Source organism: Pseudoalteromonas sp. B62 (assembly GCF_037162565.1).
GTDB lineage: Bacteria > Pseudomonadota > Gammaproteobacteria > Enterobacterales > Alteromonadaceae > Pseudoalteromonas > Pseudoalteromonas fuliginea.
This window is the reverse complement of sequence record NZ_JARLVB010000002.1, coordinates 3,903,768-3,920,085: the sequence shown is the minus strand read 5'-3', so window position 1 is coordinate 3,920,085 and position 16,318 is coordinate 3,903,768. Positions and strand designations below refer to the sequence as shown.

Below are 16,318 nucleotides of genomic sequence, written 5' to 3'. Positions count from 1 at the left end.
GAGATGGGTTTAAAAAAATATCTAGAAGATATCGAGCCGAATTTTGAAGCCGGTGGAAAATATGAAAAATTTTATGCACTGTATGAAGCAGCTGCAACTATTTTTTATACACCAGGCTATGTAAATAAAGGCAAGACACACGTACGCGATAATATCGACCTAAAACGTATGATGATTTTAGTGTGGATGGCGACGTTCCCAGCTATGTTTTTTGGTATGTTCAACATCGGTCACCAGGCCGCAGGTGCTTTAGCACAAGGTTTTGAACTAGCAAATTCGTGGCAGGTTGGTCTGTTTCAGTTCTTTGGTGGTGAATTAACCGCTAATGCAGGCTGGGGCGCTAAAATGTTCTACGGAGCATGTTTCTTCCTACCAATTTACGCAGTCACGTTTGCTGTAGGTGGTTTTTGGGAAGTGATTTTTGCTTCTGTGCGTAAGCATGAAATTAATGAAGGTTTCTTCGTTACTTCTGTATTATTTGCACTTATTTTACCTGCAACAATTCCTTTATGGCAAGTTGCACTGGGTATCACGTTCGGTGTAGTAATCGCTAAAGAAATTTTTGGTGGTACTGGTCGTAACTTCTTAAACCCTGCTTTGGCTGGCCGTGCGTTCTTATTCTTCGCATACCCGGCACAAATTTCGGGTGACACAGTATGGACTGCAGTAGATTCTTTCTCTGGTGCGACTATGCTAGGTCAAGCTTTTGTTGGCACACTTGATTTTTCAAACATGGAATTATGGTGGAATGCATTTTACGGTTTCATTCAAGGTTCTGTTGGTGAAACATCGACACTTGCATTACTTGTAGGTGGTTTATTCTTAATTTACGTTCGCATCGCTTCTTGGCGTATCGTACTAGGTGTATTCCTTGGTATGGTAGCAACGGCATTCTTATTAAATGCTGTTGGTTCAGAAACTAACCCTGTATTTGCAATGCCTTGGTATTGGCATTTAGTGCTTGGTGGTTTTGCGTTTGGTATGTTCTTTATGGCTACAGACCCTGTATCGGCTGCATTTACTAATAAAGGTAAATTTGCATACGGTTTACTAATTGGTCTTATGGTGGTTCTTATCCGTGTTGTGAATCCTGCTTTCCCAGAAGGTATGATGCTAGCAATTTTATTTGCTAACTTATTTGCTCCACTGTTCGATCACTTTGTAGTGCAAGCTAATATCAAGCGGAGGTTGGCACGTAATGTCTAGTAATAACGAATCAATCGGTAAAACGTTAGCAGTTGTTGTAGCACTATGTTTAGTGTGTGCAATCATTGTATCGTTTGCTTCTGTACAGCTTCGTCCTTTACAGCAAGCTAATAAAAATAAAGATATTCAAAGCAATATCTTAGCAGCGGCAGGCATCGATAAAGTTGAAAATGTATCTGATACATTTAATGCTAAAATTGAAGCGCGCGTTGTAAATATGACCACAGGTGAGTTTGTAGACACAGACCCAACAATCTTTGATTTTGAAAAAAGCAAATACGATGCAGCGCTAAGTGTTTCTCTTCAAGAGAAAGGCGTTAAAGACATTGCTGGTATTCAACGTGTGACTAAAGAGTCTCCGGTGTATATCTCGAAAAAAGAAGATGGCTCTATTGATGCAATCATTCTTCCTATTCAGGGCTATGGCTTATGGGGCTTAATGTACGGTTTTATCTCGCTTGAGAGCGATGGCGAAACAGTTAAAAACATTATCTTCTACAAACATAATGAAACGCCTGGCTTAGGTGGTGAAATCCAAAATCCACAGTGGACTGCTACGTGGCAAGGCAAAGAGCTACCAATTCAAATTGTTAAAGGTACTGCTAACGGCAATGAGCATAAGATCGATGGTCTTTCAGGTGCTACATTAACGTCTAACGGTGTTGAACATGCAGTTGACTTTTGGACTGGCGAAAACGGCTTTGGCCCTTTCCTTGCGAAAGTACGTAAAGGAGCATTGAAATAATGGCTGATACTAAAGAAATGAAGGCGGTCCTATTTGGTCCGGTTTTAGCTAACAACCCAATCGCACTACAAGTACTGGGTATTTGTTCTGCGTTAGCGGTAACGTCTAGCTTAAAAAATGCGTTAATCATGTCAATAGCATTGACCTTGGTAACTGCGTTTTCGAGCTTCTTTATCTCGACTATTCGTAACCAGATCCCATCGTCAGTACGTATCATTGTACAAATGACGATTATTGCATCATTAGTTATTGTTGTTGACCAAGTACTGCAAGCGTTTTCTTATGCTACGGCTAAAGAGCTTTCAGTCTTCGTTGGTCTAATTATTACTAACTGTATTGTAATGGGTCGTGCTGAAGCATATGCGATGAAGTCGCCACCACTAATGTCATTCCTTGACGGTATTGGTAATGGTTTAGGCTATTCTGTTGTTTTACTTACTGTTGGTTTCATTCGTGAGCTATTCGGTAAAGGAACACTATTCGGTGTTGATATTATCCCATTAGTACAAGATGGCGGTTGGTATCAACCTATGGGTCTATTGATATTACCACCGAGTGCATTCTTCATCATTGGTTTATTCATATGGGTACTTCGTACTTATAAGAAAGACCAAGTAGAAGCTAAAGCGTAAGGGGCACACAGTGGAACATTATATTAGTTTATTTGTAAAAGCCGTTTTTATTGAAAACTTAGCGTTATCATTTTTCTTAGGCATGTGTACTTTTTTAGCAGTATCAAAAAAAGTGACTACTTCAATTGGCCTAGGTGTAGCGGTTATCGTTGTTTTAGGTATTTCAGTACCTGTTAATAACTTAGTTTACCATGCTGTATTAGCACCAGGTTCACTTACGTGGCTTGGTTATCCTGATGCAGACCTTAGCTTTTTACGTTTCTTAACTTTCATTGGCGTTATAGCAGCGCTAGTGCAAATTCTTGAAATGGTATTAGATAAGTTCTTCCCAGTACTTTACAACGCATTAGGTATCTTTTTACCATTGATCACAGTTAACTGTGCAATCTTTGGTGCGGTATCTTTCATGGTTGAGCGTAACTATAACTTCGGTGAGTCTGTTGTTTATGGTATTGGCGCTGGTGTTGGTTGGGCACTTGCAATTACATTACTTGCAGGTATCCGTGAGAAAATGAAGTATTCAGACGTGCCAGACGGCTTACGTGGTTTAGGTATTACCTTCATCACTGTTGGTTTAATGGGACTTGGCTTTATGTCATTCTCTGGTATTTCACTGTAAAGGTAGCGAGGATAAATCATGGATTATCAGATTTTCTTAGGCGTTGGTGTTTTTATCGCTATCGTTGTACTACTGGTTTTAGTCATCATTGGTGCTAAATCTCAGTTAGTTGCAAGTGGTGATATTATCATTAGCATTAATGGCGACCCAGATAAAGCCATTAAAACATCAGCAGGTAGTAAGCTTTTAGGCGCGCTATCTGAGTCAGGTATATTTGTATCATCTGCATGTGGTGGCGGTGGCTCTTGTGGCCAGTGTCGTGTACACATTAAAGAAGGTGGTGGCGATATTCTGCCAACTGAGCTTGATCACATATCTAAAGGCGAAGCCCGTGAAGGCTGCCGTTTAGCGTGTCAGGTAAATGTTAAAAACGACATGGAAATTGAGCTTGAAGAGTCAATTTTCGGTGTTAAGAAGTGGGATTGTGAAGTTATCTCTAACGATAACAAAGCAACATTCATTAAAGAACTTAAGCTGCAAATTCCAGATGGCGAGTCAGTGCCGTTCCGTGCGGGTGGTTACATCCAAATCGAAGCGCCACCTCACCATGTTAAATATGCAGATTTCGATGTTCCTGAAGAATATCGTGGCGACTGGAATCATTTTGGTTTCTTCGATCTGGAGTCAAAAGTAGACGAAGAAACTATTCGTGCTTACTCAATGGCTAACTACCCAGAAGAAGAAGGCATCATTATGCTTAACGTGCGTATTGCTGCTCCGCCGCCAAGAAACCTTAGCTTGCCATGTGGTAAAATGTCTTCGTACATTTGGTCACTTAAAGAAGGCGACAAGGTAACTATTTCAGGTCCATTTGGTGAGTTCTTTGCTAAAGACACCGATGCAGAGATGGTATTTGTTGGTGGTGGTGCTGGTATGGCGCCAATGCGTTCTCATATCTTTGACCAACTTAAACGTTTGAACTCTAAACGTAAGATGAGCTTTTGGTATGGTGCACGTTCTGAGCGTGAAATGTTCTACGTAGAAGATTTTGACGGCTTAGCCGCTGAAAACCCTAACTTCGTATGGCATACAGCACTTTCAGATCCACAACCTGAAGATAACTGGGAAGGCTACACTGGCTTTATCCATAACGTGTTATTTGAGAATTATCTTAAAGATCACGAAGCGCCTGAAGATTGTGAGTACTACATGTGTGGTCCTCCAATGATGAACGCGGCAGTTATTACTATGCTTAAAGATTTAGGTGTTGAAGACGAAAATATCTTACTAGATGACTTCGGTGGCTAACACTAATACCAAAACAGTTTAGTTTTGGTTAAAATACCAGCCTCGTAGCACTTGTGTTACGAGGTTTTTTTATTCTTTAATTTTATCAATCTATTAAGTAGAACAGTTATGAATCGAGTAAGTACTTCACAAGGCATAATGGCCTTTTTACTAATTACACTGACTTTATTATTGTCTGGTTGTGGTGAAAAGCCAGAGTTAAAAGAAACCTTTTTAGAAGGTAAGACTATGGGCACTACTTATCATATTAAATATTATGATGAGCAAGCCCAGCTATCGGCTTCACAACTACAGCTGCAAATAGACGCTGTTTTAAAAGATGTGAACCAATCTATGTCTACTTACATAGAAGACTCTGAAATAAATACATTTAACAGATTACCTGCAAATCAAGTCATGCCAATTAGCGAAGATTTTAGGGCTGTTATAAGCGAGTCTATTCGCTTGGGTGAATCAACTAAAACACTCGATGTCACTATGGGGCCTTTAATTGATTTATGGGGTTTTGGCCCAGATAAAAAACCAACTAAACGGCCAAGCGATGAAGAGCTAGTAAGTATGATTAAAAATATAGGCCTTGATAAACTTACTCTAACAGCTCAAGGTTTAGCTAAAACAGTGGATGGTTTAGAGCTTTCGTTTTCGGCAACAGCTAAAGGCTATGGTATTGATAAGGTGGCGCAGTTATTAGAAAACCACAATATTACCAACTACATGGTTGAAATTGGCGGTGAGCTTCGAATTGCAGGCGAAAAGCCAAATAATAAAGATTGGGTAATAGCTATAGAGCAACCAGATGCACAACCTGGAGAGCGTAAAGTACACCGTATTTTAACGCCTGGTACTAATGGTATTGCAACGTCAGGTGATTACCGGATTTTTTATGAGATGAATGGTGAAATTTATACTCATTTAATTGACCCAACAACAGGAATGCCAACTAAGCATGACCTAGTATCGGTAACCGTGCTTCATCCAAGTGCTATGACAGCTGATGGTTTAGCGACAGCATTAACCGTTATGGGCATGGATAAAGCGCAAGCTTATGCTCAGGAGCATGACTTACCTGTATATTTAATCGCTAAATCGAAAGACGGTTTAATAACATACTCAAGCCCTGCATTTAAACCTTATTTATAGTAAGGCGCGGGCTTGTTTATTTCCACGTTATTTGGGTATATAATAGCAGTCGCTCAACAATGTTTTGAGCTTAATTTATTGCTGATCAATAGGGGCTAAGCAATGTCACTTTTTCTTCTTACTTTTGGCTTACTAATTTTGATAGTTTCGGCTATGGCCGTTGGTATGATCGTGCAAAAAAATCTATGGCAAGCAGCTGTGGTGGTTTAGGTTCGGTTGGTATTGATAAAGCCTGTGATTGCGATGATCCATGTGATAAACGCAAAAACCGTTTAGCAAAAGAGCAAGCCTGGAAAGAAAACCAAATTATTTAAGTCTGTCTTAAATATTAAAAAGCGCTTTATAGCGCTTTTTTTGTGTCTGTAAAACGCCTCAACATCATAGCTTCCAAAGCAATCCAATCTAAATGTATTAGACAAAGGTATATAGTTTAGTTTTTTCACCTATTAGGTTTATTTTTCTCGTTTGTCAAATTGGAGCTAACACTCTAAAGTTTAATCATAGACACAGAGCAAGGCTCTAGTCATAAGCTTGAGGCAACTTAGCCTCGCTTAAAAGAATCTTTATATTGTGTGTGAAGATGTTGTCAGTGTGAAAGGCAACTCAAGTTCGGTGGATTCACTTCCATAAAGAACGAGTTTGGGTTGTTTTTATTTCCTTTCAATTGCCACGCAGTGTAAGCCAAGAATCTTTATATTGTGTGTGAAGATGTTGTCAGTGTGAAAGGCAACTCAAGTTCGGTGGATTCACTTCCATAAAGAACGAGTTTGAGTTGTTTTTATTCCCTACAATTGCCACGTAGTGTAAACCAAAAATCTTTATATTGTGTGTGAAGATGTTGTCAGTGTGAAAGGCAACTCAAGTTCGGTGGTGACTGAATTTGGGTTGTTTTTATTTCCTTTCAATTGCCACGTAATGTAAACCAAGAATCTTTATATTGTGTGTGAAGATGTTGTCAGTGTGAAAGGCAACTCAAGTTCGGTGGTGACTGAATTTGAGTTGTTTTTATTTACTTTCAATTGCCACGTAATGTAAACCAAAAATCTTTATATTGTGTGTGAAGATGTTGTCAGTGTGAAAGGCAACTCAAGTTCGGTGGTGACTGAATTTGGGTTGTTTTTATTTCCTTTCAATTGCCACGTAATGTAAACCAAGAATCTTTATATTGTGTGTGAAGATGTTGTCAGTGTGAAAGGCGGCTCATGTTCGGTGGTGACTGAATTTGGGCTGTTTTTATTTGTGCCACACAATTATTACTCCCTCCTAAAAACCTAAAAACCTAAAAACCTAAAAACCTAAAAACCTAAAAACCTAAATACCTATAATCCTATTAAATATTTCTCTTTAAATTGTTTTTTATTTTAGCTAACCAAATGTTTTTTATCGTGTTATTTTTTATTAACAAAATAGCTTCGAAAGCTTAACTCAAATTAATTGATTTTTAGTTGAACAGAAAATTCTCTTTGTTATACTCACGTTCGAACTTTCAGTAAGTTTTGAAAGTTTGGTTGATACGGATCAATTTTCGCTAGGTAAATATGTGCTAGCTGGATTTGATTGTATTTAGCACCTAGTTTTAGGGTTTACAACAGCAATGTTTTTTAAATTTCTCCATTGCAAACTGTATTACTCTAATTTTGTTATAGTCATTTTAGTAGGTTAATGTCTTTGAACACACTTTCGTTGCATCATACAAATACGGAACTTGCCTCTGGCGAGCCGCAGACGTGTGAACGCTTGAATAAAGCAGGCAAGGGCGTGTGTGTAGCTATAACTTTATTAGTGTTTAACACTGTAATGTTGCTAAGCGGTGCATTAGAGGATGTCTTCAAGCTTGAAGCGCTATTAAGTGATGGGTTTATTGTAGAGCCACTGTTACTTAATCTTGCGCAATTTTTAGCTCATCCGATCATATCAAGTCAGTTACTTATTGGCCTTTGTTGGTTATTGTTCCATATTTGTCCAGCACGTCGTGCTGGCATAATCCTCCGTAAAGCAGCCTTTGCTTTTAGCGAGGCTAAAGTTCTTCAGCCTGTGATCTCTTCACATGGTTGTCGTGCTCCACCTAGCTTTACAGGTTGCCTGTAACGCTGCATCTTGTTGCTGGTTTTAATTATTTGTTCTTGCTGTAAATAATTAAGGTTAGCTAAAACAAAGTAGCTCCGTGTTTTTTAAACACATTTCAGCCAACCACCACTCACCCAAGTTAATTTTTATTACGTTATATAAATGCGTTTAGAAAGCTGGGTTTGTTGCTAGGTCATTAATGGCATGAGCTCTAGGTTTTGAATAGCCCCCTTATTTTTATAATTTAATTCTAGTTAACTTGGGTTTTTATTGAAAAATCGTTGCTTTGGTTTTTATTTTAAGCAGCAAATTGAAACTCTAGGTTTGTAGGATACTCCCTTGTTAATTCGTAACCTTTGTAATATTGCTTTAGCTAGTACAGTGCTGGCGTTGTCAGGCTGTAAAGGCGGGATACTCGATCCAAAAGGGCAGATAGGCATAGATGAGAAAAATTTAATCATCATTGCAACCGTGCTTATGTTGCTTGTAGTCGTTCCCGTTATTGTGATGACTTTGTATTTCGCATGGAAATATAGAGACACACAAACTCATGAAATTTATGCGCCAAAATGGGCTCATTCAAATAAAATTGAAGCCGCAGTTTGGGCTGTTCCTATTGTTATTGTGATCATTTTAGGTGTTATTACCTGGCAGTCTACCCAAGAGCTAGACCCTTACAAACCAATTGAAGGTAAAGGTAAGCATCTAACTGTTGAAGTGGTTTCATTAAATTGGAAATGGCTATTTATATATCCTGAGCAAGGTATTGCTACGGTTAATGAATTAGTGTTCCCAGCAAATGTACCTGTTGAATATAAAATCACCTCAGAGAGCACAATGAATTCATTTTTTATTCCGCAATTGGGTAGTCAAATATACTCAATGGCTGGGATGGAAACCAAGCTTCACTTAATTGCAAATGAGCCAGGTACGTTTAAAGGCTTTTCAGCAAATTACAGCGGCGCAGGTTTCACTGGCATGAAATTTAATGCCATTGCTACACCTACACAAGCAGACTTTGATAAGTGGGTGAGTGATGTGAAAGCGAATTCAAGCGCTAATAACCTGACTCATGCAAATTATGTTGAGCTTGCAAAAGCAAGCGAAAATAACCCAGTAGCATATTACGGAAAAGTTGATGACGGCTTATTTCATACCATCGTGATGAAATACATGCAGGCGCATGGCGATATGAACAAAAAACACCATGCAATGGGCGAACATGGGCAAATGAGTAAAAAGCATCATGAAATGAGTGAGCACTCAATGCCTTCATCTCACAGCCAAGGCGAGGAATAATAATGTCGTTATTAGGTAATCTTTCACTCGACGCAATTCCGTTTCATGAGCCAATTCTTGTGTTCACGATGTCGGTTATTGCGATAGCTGGGCTTATTATTGCCGGGCTTATTACAAAGTATAAAAAATGGGGCGTGCTTTGGCGCGACTGGATCACGTCTGTTGATCACAAACGCTTAGGCGTAATGTATATTCTTTTAGCACTAATAATGCTGTTTCGTGGTTTTTCTGATGCAATAATGATGCGTGCGCAGTTGGCACTTGCTACTAGTGGTGCGCCCGGTTATTTACCACCTGAACACTACGACCAAATATTTACTGCCCACGGCGTAATTATGATCATATTTATGGCTATGCCATTTATGATTGGTTTAATGAACATTGTTCTACCACTGCAAATTGGTGCTCGTGATGTTGCTTTCCCATTTTTAAATAATTTAAGTTTTTGGTTTACAGCCAGTGGTGCAATTTTAATTAACTTATCACTTGTGTTTGGTGAGTTTGCAAAAACAGGTTGGGTGGCATATCCGCCGCTTTCGGAGTTGACCTTTAGCCCTGGGGTGGGGGTCGATTATTATATTTGGGCCTTGCAAATATCCGGGCTCGGTACACTTTTAACAGCAGTAAACTTTTTAGCAACCGTGTTTAAAATGCGTGCACCAGGTATGACCCTAATGAAAATGCCAATTTTCACATGGACATGTACGTGGGCAAACATCTTAATTGCAGCATCATTCCCAATTTTAACTGCTGTACTTGCAATGCTAACGCTTGACCGTTATCTCGACTTTCACTTCTTTACCAATGAATTGGGCGGTAACGCCATGATGTACATCAACCTATTTTGGGCATGGGGTCATCCTGAGGTATACATATTAGTATTACCAGCGTTTGGTATTTTTTCTGAAATTATTTCGACCTTTGCAGGTAAGCGTCTATTTGGTTACAAGTCGATGGTTTACGCCAGCGGTGCAATCTCAATTTTAGGCTTTATTGTTTGGTTACATCACTTCTTTACCATGGGGTCGAGTGCTAATGTTAACGCGTTCTTTGGGGTAATGACCATGGTTATTGCCGTACCAACTGGGGTTAAGTTGTTTAACTGGTTATTTACTATTTACAGAGGTCGTTTACGTATTAGCGTACCGGTACTTTGGACACTTGGCTTTATGGTTACCTTTACCGTAGGCGGTATGACCGGTGTATTACTTGCCATTCCTGGTGCTGATTACGTACTGCATAACAGCTTATTCTTAATTGCACATTTTCATAACACCATTATTGGTGGTGCTGTATTTGGCTACCTTGCTGGTTTTGTATTTTGGTTCCCTAAAGCAATGGGCTTTAAACTTAACGAAAAATGGGGCAAAGCATCATTTTGGTGTTGGATTATCGGTTTCTTCGTTGCATTTATGCCGTTGTACGTACTTGGTTTCTTAGGTATGACACGTCGTTTAAACCACACTAACAACCCAGATTGGAACATATGGTTATACATTGCCGCAGGCGGTGCTGTAATTATTATGTTTGGTATTGTTAGCCAAGTAATTCAATTATATGTGAGCTTTAGAGACCGTGAAGCGCTTGACGATACAACAGGCGATCCGTGGAACGGCCACACACTTGAGTGGGCTACAAGTTCACCTCCGCAAATTTATAACTTTGCAACAATTCCACACATCGATGATATTGATGCATGGACCGACATGAAAGAAAAAGGCCAAGCATATCAAGATAAAGCAAACTACAGCCCTATTCATATGCCTAAAAACACATCAGCTGGCGTGTTCATGGCAGCAAGCTTAACAGTATTTTGTTTTGCAATGATTTGGCATATTTGGTGGTTAGCTGTTGTTGGTCTAGTGGGCGGGATTGCCATATTTATCAAACGTTGTTACACCAGCGATGTTGATTACTATATACAACCTGATGAAATTGCACGCATTGAAGCTGCATATAATTCAAGTGGCATTAAGGAGCTAAAAGCGTGAGTACACTTTCTGCAAATTTAGAATCAGTATCGCATGATGCTCATGCCCACGCGCATGATGCTCATGCCCACGCGCATGATGCTCATGCCCACGCGCATGATCATCACGACACATCTGGCGATACGATATTTGGTTTTTGGTTATACCTAATGACCGATTGCCTACTGTTTGCCTCATTTTTTGCCACTTACGCTGTGTTATTTATGAACACAGCCGGTGGTGTATCGGGTAAAGATATTTTTGAACTCGACTTTGTAGCAGTAGAAACTGCAGCACTACTGATTAGTAGTATTACCTTTGGTTTTGCCATGATTGCCGCTCAAGGGCAAAAAAAGGCACTAACACTGACTTGGTTATTTGTTACGTTTTGTTTAGGTGCAGTGTTTATTGGTATGGAAGTATACGAATTTCATCACCTAATTGTGCATGGTAATGGCCCACAACAAAGTGCCTTTTTAACATCGTTTTTCTCATTGGTCGGCTTACATGGATTACATGTAACTGCTGGGCTGATTTGGATGACCATAATGATGATAGAAGTTGCTAAACGTGGTTTAGGTAAAGCAACCGTAACGCGTTTAAGCTGCTTAAGCCTATTTTGGCACTTCTTAGACATTGTTTGGATTTGTGTATTTACCGTTGTTTATTTGATGGGAGCAATGTAATGAGCCACAGCGAAACGCATGCGTTAAAGCAAACGCAAAGTGATCATCATGATGAATCTCATGGGAGTGTTAAAACTTACTTAATTGGCTTTGTACTATCGGTAATTTTAACTGCTATACCGTTTTATATGGTTATGGAAGGTGACTTCTCAAAAGCAACAACGCTTTGGAGCATTGTTACTTTAGCAATCGTACAAATTTGGGTGCATTTAAAGTACTTTTTACACCTTAATTTTACCACCGAAGATGGTCGTGCAAGTACATTCTCATTCCTATTCAGTGCTCTGATCATCGTAATGGTTGTTGGGTTATCTGTTTGGATCATTTATGAATCTAACGCAATGATGATGTACTAGGAGTTGAAGATGTTTCGTCGTTATTTATCAGTGACAAAGCCGGGTATTATTATGGGCAATTTGATCAGCGTAGCGGGTGGGTTTTTACTTGCCTCGCGCGGTGATATAGACCCATGGTTAATGATTGCCACATTAATTGGTTTGTCACTAGTGGTTGCATCAGGTTGTGCTATCAACAATGTTATAGATAGAGATATAGATGTAGCCATGGCGCGTACTCGTACGCGAGTAACAGTAACAGGCGAAATGTCGGCCTTTGCTGCACTTAGTCACGGTATTTTATTGGGTGTTGTGGGCTTTGGTTTACTTATCGCCTACACCACTCAAGCCGCAGTATTTTTTGCAGCCTTTGGCTACGTAATTTATGTAGGGGTTTATAGCCTCTACATGAAACGTAACTCAGTATATGGCACATTTGTAGGTAGCCTTTCAGGCGCTGTACCGCCAGTAGTAGGTTACTGCGCCGTAACAGGGCAGTTCGATATGGGCGCATTAATACTGCTTGTTATGTTTAGCTTGTGGCAAATGCCGCACTCTTACGCCATCGCTATTTTTCGCTTTAAAGATTACCAAGCTGCAGGTATTCCTGTATTACCCGTTGCGCAAGGTATTGATAAAGCAAAGCGCCACATTGTGCTTTATATTGCTGTATACGCCTTAGTGGTGATGTTACTGCCTATTAGTGGATACACCGGCGTGGCCTTTATGGCTGTTGCGTGCATCACCAGCTTTTGGTGGTTGCTAATGGCGCTACGTGGTTATCGTCGTAATATTGATATGAGCAGTTGGGCACGTAAAGTGTTCGCATTTTCAATTATTAATATTACAGCGTTAAGTATTGCTATGGCTGTTGACTATCATAGCGTTGCTCCACAGCTATTAACGCTTACCTAATTTAAAAATTTTTAACTATTCCAAAGTTAATCCAAAGGCTCGAAAGGGCCTTTTTTTATATTTATAGCATGTTTTTATAGGCGTAATTAGTAATAAACTTGCTAGAACTTTATTTCAATCATTTCAATTTAAGAGCAAGTATCACCTTAAGTCGATTTCAAGACCATTTTAAATAATACGACCCTCGTAGTTTGAATAAATAAAACACACGTTCGGAAGAACTCGCATTTAAGAAGAGCGTTTAAAATAGTTGGGTACAGATTGACTATTTAAACCTAACTTTAAAAAGATATAATGACAGTGAATGTTAATAAAATGTTGACGTTTGGTTTTGTTGTGCAATTATGCTACCGGTGGCATTGTTTTTTTATTTTCTTGCTTTGCCTAAGTTTTCGTTTATATCAAAAAGTATGAGGAAAATTATGAAATTCTTGAATATAAAAAATGTAAGTAAAATTGCACTTTCGATGATGTTGTTAAATTTAATATCAACACAGGCAAAAGCAGAAAACTGTAAAGCTCTACCAAAAAATAATCAACGGTATCAAATTGTTAACTTTAGTTCAGATAAAGCGATTGATGTTGATAAAAAATCAAGAGAGTCTGGTGCTAATATCATCTCTTATGCAAAAAATAGCGGAACAAATCAGCAATTTATCTTTAATGATTTAGGAAATGGTTTTTGGACAATTAAAGCTTCACATAGTGACTTGTTTTTGGATGTATCAGAGCGCTCTCAAGCTAATGGTGGCAATATTATTCAGTGGGCAGCGTCTGGGCAATCAAATCAACAATGGCGATTGTTACAAGATTCTACGGGGGCATTTAGTATTCGTTCCGCTTTTAGTGATAAGGCAATTACGGTAGCGGGGAGTGATAATGGGGCAAACATTTATCAAAATGATGATTTAAATGTTAGTTCGCAACGTTGGTACTTAAACCCAGTCAATGGAAGCTGCGATAGCGCGAACGATTCAAATATTGATGTAACGGGCTTTGCATCACTTCCAGGCAGTGATGGTTTAGCAACAACGACAGGAGGCGCAGGAGGGTCTTCAATAACGGTAACGAGCTGTAGTGCATTAAAATCAGCATTGGTATCGTCAAACACAACGATTATCCAAATTCCAAATAATACACACATTGATTGTCGTACCGGCGGTTCAACCGTAGCAGCATGTGCTATTGAGTGTCCTGAGTATCAGGATCCAGGAGAAATATTTTATCGTATACCTAATTCGGGACAAAGTTGTACATCATTAGGTGGTACAACAAATACGACCGTAAACAAGGTACGTAATGATATTTCCATTAGTGTTAAATCAAATAAAACCCTAATCGGTTTAGGTGACAATGCTAAAATTATTGGCGCGACATTAGATCTAAGCAATAGTAAAAACATTATTGTTAAAAACCTCAATATTGACAATATCAATCCTCATTTGGTTGAGGGGGAGACGGCATCAGTTTGAATAGTTCAAGCCATATAGTTATTGACCATGTTAATTTTTCTAATATTTCTGATGGTTATGTCGATATCAAAAACAGTAAAAATATTACGCTAAGTCACAATGAATTTGACGGCTATAACCCATTCGTATGTGGTAACCAGCATTGGTATACTAATGCGGTCACTGATTCAGAAGTTACATTTCATCATAACTTTTGGAATTACACTGCAGGGCGAAATCCTAAATTAGATGGCAGTAAAACACGTGCCCATTTATATAATAATTATTGGCTCGAAATTACTTATTTCGCGATTAATACGACAAATGAGGCGCAAGCACTTATTGAATCTAATTATTTTGATGATAGCAGAAGACCACATTGGAATGTGTCAGGCTATATGAAAGCGAGCAACAATGTTTACGCTGCACAGTCTGCAACTGATCCGCAAAGAGATACTGGAAATAGTGTGTTTACTGATGTGAGTATGTATATTTATCAATTGGATGATGCTTATCAAATGCCACTATTGAATGGAGAGTCTGGCCCTGAGTAATAAATGCTATTGCTAATAATCGGGTTATTTAACTATTCATTGTTTAGATTAAGTTCGGGTTTAAAGGTTAATTGATATGTAAATTATAATTTTAAGTTAACCTTATTTTAGCTGAGATTACTTGAATTTTCTGAGTTTGATTTTTAATCAAGGGGCTCTTTAATGGCCCCTAACAAGAATTATTAGAATGCGAGCAAGGTTTTTTGCTAGTTAAATAACGCTGCAATACTACCTTTATTTTCACGTGCTAAGCTGTTTTTTATAGCTGCTCTTACATCGACTGGTTTGTTTTGATTTAATTTAAAGTTTCCTTGCCAGTGAATAGGAGTAAACGTTATAAAACTAAGTTGTTGATACATAGCTTCACGGTGATTTTTTGGCACCTCATCAATACTCCACATTGGCGTAAAGCCTTGCTCAAAATAGCTCGTTAATTGCCGCATTATTTTTTCTTTCTCAATGTCGCTTTTAATAATATCTACTTTTGCGGTTACTTGTACTGATGAGTAAAGCCAGCTCGGCAGTGTTTTATTATTACTATACGAGGGAGATAGATAACAGTTATCGCCACTAAAGAGTAATTTTACTGACTGTTTATCACATTGCGTTAGCGGGTTATGTTTTGCTACGTGAGCAATAAATACATTACGTGAGGGCTCATATAATACAGGTACTTGGCATATATTATTTAAGTCACTTTGCGAGCAGGGCATTAAAATAGTTGCAAGTGGAAATTGCTTTACTAAAGCCTGCAAACGTTCAATATTATGTTCTTGAAAATGTATTGGTGGGTACATTAAAGCTTCTCCTCTAACTGTAATTTAATACTCTGCCAATGCTCGTCAATAATGCTAAATTTTGCAGTGCTTCTGTAACTCCCATCACTAAGGAGTCTGTCTTTATAAGCTACGCCCTCAAATCGGGCGCCTAGTCGAGTAATTGCATTTCGAGATTTTTGATTTTGTTCGTGAGTATTAAATGTTATTCGCACTAAATTCAACGCGTCAAAAGCATAGCTAAGCAGTAAATATTTAGTGTGAGTATTAATATAAGTTTGCTGCCAGTGATGGCTTATAAATGTATGACCAATTTCAGCACTTAAGTTATGTGTATCTAATCTAAATAGTCGTGTAGTGCCTACAACCTCTTTGCTGGCTATGTCTATTATGGCAAATACAATTTGTTCTTTTTTATTAAATTGTGCACTTGTGGTAAACCATTCCTTTAACTGTTTGGGTGTTTTTGTATAGTTGCTTAATACCCATTCCCATATTTTTGGATGTTGCCCAGCTTTATATAAGCCGTTTAAGTGCTCATAATTTAATGGCTCTAAAATTACCTTATTTGTTTTATGTATCTGTTGAGTAAACATGTTGCCTCTAAGCTTTGCTATTTACGAGCAACAAATGTACGCTAATTTGGCTTGGTAAAAACAACCAGAATTGGCTTTT

Annotated in this window: 16 protein-coding genes and 1 pseudogene; 15 read left to right on the top strand and 2 right to left on the bottom strand. The window is 38.6% G+C overall.

Annotation, left to right across the window (positions count from 1 at the left end; translation table 11 throughout):
• Positions 1-3 precede the first annotated feature (3 nt).
• The 15 genes and pseudogenes from P4S71_RS22280 (at position 4) to P4S71_RS22210 (ending at position 14,867) form a co-directional block, all read left to right on the top strand.
• A complete protein-coding gene (locus tag P4S71_RS22280) occupies positions 4-1,206 on the top strand; it encodes an NADH:ubiquinone reductase (Na(+)-transporting) subunit B (RefSeq protein ID WP_007376131.1) in 1,203 nt (400 codons plus the stop codon).
• On the top strand, positions 1,199-1,951 hold the full coding sequence (locus tag P4S71_RS22275; RefSeq protein WP_337151547.1) for a Na(+)-translocating NADH-quinone reductase subunit C: 753 nt from the start codon (positions 1,199-1,201) through the stop codon (positions 1,949-1,951). The genes P4S71_RS22280 and P4S71_RS22275 overlap by 8 nt, the downstream gene beginning before the upstream one ends.
• The gene (locus P4S71_RS22270; RefSeq protein WP_007376133.1) at positions 1,951-2,583 is read left to right on the top strand and encodes an NADH:ubiquinone reductase (Na(+)-transporting) subunit D; all 633 of its coding nucleotides are present in this window, start codon (positions 1,951-1,953) and stop codon (positions 2,581-2,583) included. Before P4S71_RS22275 ends, P4S71_RS22270 begins: the two co-directional genes overlap by 1 nt.
• A 10-nt stretch (positions 2,584-2,593) precedes the next feature.
• Entirely contained in the window at positions 2,594-3,202 is a 609-nt protein-coding gene (gene nqrE / locus P4S71_RS22265; protein ID WP_007376134.1) for an NADH:ubiquinone reductase (Na(+)-transporting) subunit E, read from the top strand.
• A gap of 18 nt (positions 3,203-3,220) precedes the next feature.
• Entirely contained in the window at positions 3,221-4,450 is a 1,230-nt protein-coding gene (gene nqrF / locus P4S71_RS22260) for an NADH:ubiquinone reductase (Na(+)-transporting) subunit F (protein ID WP_149606598.1), read from the top strand.
• A 108-nt stretch (positions 4,451-4,558) separates the two neighbouring features.
• A complete protein-coding gene (locus P4S71_RS22255) occupies positions 4,559-5,590 on the top strand; it encodes an FAD:protein FMN transferase (RefSeq protein ID WP_337151546.1) in 1,032 nt (343 codons plus the stop codon).
• Positions 5,591-5,692: 102 nt separating this feature from the next.
• Positions 5,693-5,904, top strand: a pseudogene (gene nqrM / locus P4S71_RS22250) ((Na+)-NQR maturation NqrM).
• Between the two features lie 1,354 nt (positions 5,905-7,258).
• Positions 7,259-7,678: a hypothetical protein gene (locus P4S71_RS22245; RefSeq protein WP_096793555.1), complete on the top strand. Its 420-nt coding sequence runs from the start codon at positions 7,259-7,261 to the stop codon at positions 7,676-7,678.
• Between the two features lie 318 nt (positions 7,679-7,996).
• Positions 7,997-8,956 carry a ubiquinol oxidase subunit II gene (gene cyoA, locus P4S71_RS22240; protein ID WP_337151545.1) on the top strand — a complete coding sequence of 320 codons (960 nt, stop codon included), beginning with the start codon at positions 7,997-7,999 and terminating at the stop codon, positions 8,954-8,956.
• A 2-nt stretch (positions 8,957-8,958) separates the two neighbouring features.
• Positions 8,959-10,947: a cytochrome o ubiquinol oxidase subunit I gene (gene cyoB / locus P4S71_RS22235; protein WP_096793553.1), complete on the top strand. Its 1,989-nt coding sequence runs from the start codon at positions 8,959-8,961 to the stop codon at positions 10,945-10,947.
• Positions 10,944-11,612 (top strand): cytochrome o ubiquinol oxidase subunit III, encoded by a 669-nt coding sequence (cyoC, locus tag P4S71_RS22230; protein ID WP_337151544.1) that lies wholly within the window; start codon positions 10,944-10,946, stop codon positions 11,610-11,612. Before cyoB ends, cyoC begins: the two co-directional genes overlap by 4 nt.
• Positions 11,612-11,968 (top strand): cytochrome o ubiquinol oxidase subunit IV, encoded by a 357-nt coding sequence (gene cyoD / locus P4S71_RS22225; RefSeq protein WP_002958101.1) that lies wholly within the window; start codon positions 11,612-11,614, stop codon positions 11,966-11,968. Before cyoC ends, cyoD begins: the two co-directional genes overlap by 1 nt.
• Before the next feature lie 9 nt (positions 11,969-11,977).
• Positions 11,978-12,862: a heme o synthase gene (cyoE, locus tag P4S71_RS22220; RefSeq protein ID WP_007376142.1), complete on the top strand. Its 885-nt coding sequence runs from the start codon at positions 11,978-11,980 to the stop codon at positions 12,860-12,862.
• Positions 12,863-13,284: 422 nt separating this feature from the next.
• Complete coding sequence (locus P4S71_RS22215) at positions 13,285-14,334, top strand: RICIN domain-containing protein (RefSeq protein ID WP_337151543.1); 1,050 nt, start codon at positions 13,285-13,287, stop codon at positions 14,332-14,334.
• On the top strand, positions 14,331-14,867 hold the full coding sequence (locus P4S71_RS22210) for a pectate lyase family protein (protein ID WP_337120668.1): 537 nt from the start codon (positions 14,331-14,333) through the stop codon (positions 14,865-14,867). The genes P4S71_RS22215 and P4S71_RS22210 overlap by 4 nt, the downstream gene beginning before the upstream one ends.
• A 206-nt stretch (positions 14,868-15,073) precedes the next feature.
• Here P4S71_RS22210 and P4S71_RS22205 read toward each other — a convergent pair whose 3' ends face one another.
• Both P4S71_RS22205 and P4S71_RS22200 read right to left on the bottom strand, forming a co-directional pair.
• Positions 15,074-15,664, bottom strand: a complete 591-nt coding sequence (locus P4S71_RS22205; protein WP_337120667.1) for an FMN-binding negative transcriptional regulator — start codon at positions 15,662-15,664, stop codon at positions 15,074-15,076.
• Positions 15,664-16,239, bottom strand: a complete 576-nt coding sequence (locus tag P4S71_RS22200) for a GNAT family N-acetyltransferase (RefSeq protein WP_337151542.1) — start codon at positions 16,237-16,239, stop codon at positions 15,664-15,666. Before P4S71_RS22200 ends, P4S71_RS22205 begins: the two co-directional genes overlap by 1 nt.
• Positions 16,240-16,318 lie beyond the last annotated feature (79 nt).

Excerpts from the sequence above, each read along its gene's own strand:
- P4S71_RS22280 (WP_007376131.1), top strand. The coding sequence starts at position 4 with ATGGGTTTAAAAAAATATCTAGAAGATATCGAGCCGAATTTTGAAGCC.
- P4S71_RS22275 (WP_337151547.1), top strand. The coding sequence starts at position 1,199 with ATGTCTAGTAATAACGAATCAATCGGTAAAACGTTAGCAGTTGTTGTA.
- P4S71_RS22270 (WP_007376133.1), top strand. The coding sequence starts at position 1,951 with ATGGCTGATACTAAAGAAATGAAGGCGGTCCTATTTGGTCCGGTTTTA.
- nqrF (WP_149606598.1), top strand. The coding sequence starts at position 3,221 with ATGGATTATCAGATTTTCTTAGGCGTTGGTGTTTTTATCGCTATCGTT.
- P4S71_RS22255 (WP_337151546.1), top strand. The coding sequence starts at position 4,559 with ATGAATCGAGTAAGTACTTCACAAGGCATAATGGCCTTTTTACTAATT.
- cyoB (WP_096793553.1), top strand. The coding sequence starts at position 8,959 with ATGTCGTTATTAGGTAATCTTTCACTCGACGCAATTCCGTTTCATGAG.
- cyoD (WP_002958101.1), top strand. The coding sequence starts at position 11,612 with ATGAGCCACAGCGAAACGCATGCGTTAAAGCAAACGCAAAGTGATCAT.
- cyoE (WP_007376142.1), top strand. The coding sequence starts at position 11,978 with ATGTTTCGTCGTTATTTATCAGTGACAAAGCCGGGTATTATTATGGGC.
- P4S71_RS22215 (WP_337151543.1), top strand. The coding sequence starts at position 13,285 with ATGAAATTCTTGAATATAAAAAATGTAAGTAAAATTGCACTTTCGATG.
- P4S71_RS22205 (WP_337120667.1), bottom strand. The coding sequence starts at position 15,664 with ATGTACCCACCAATACATTTTCAAGAACATAATATTGAACGTTTGCAG.
- P4S71_RS22200 (WP_337151542.1), bottom strand. The coding sequence starts at position 16,239 with ATGTTTACTCAACAGATACATAAAACAAATAAGGTAATTTTAGAGCCA.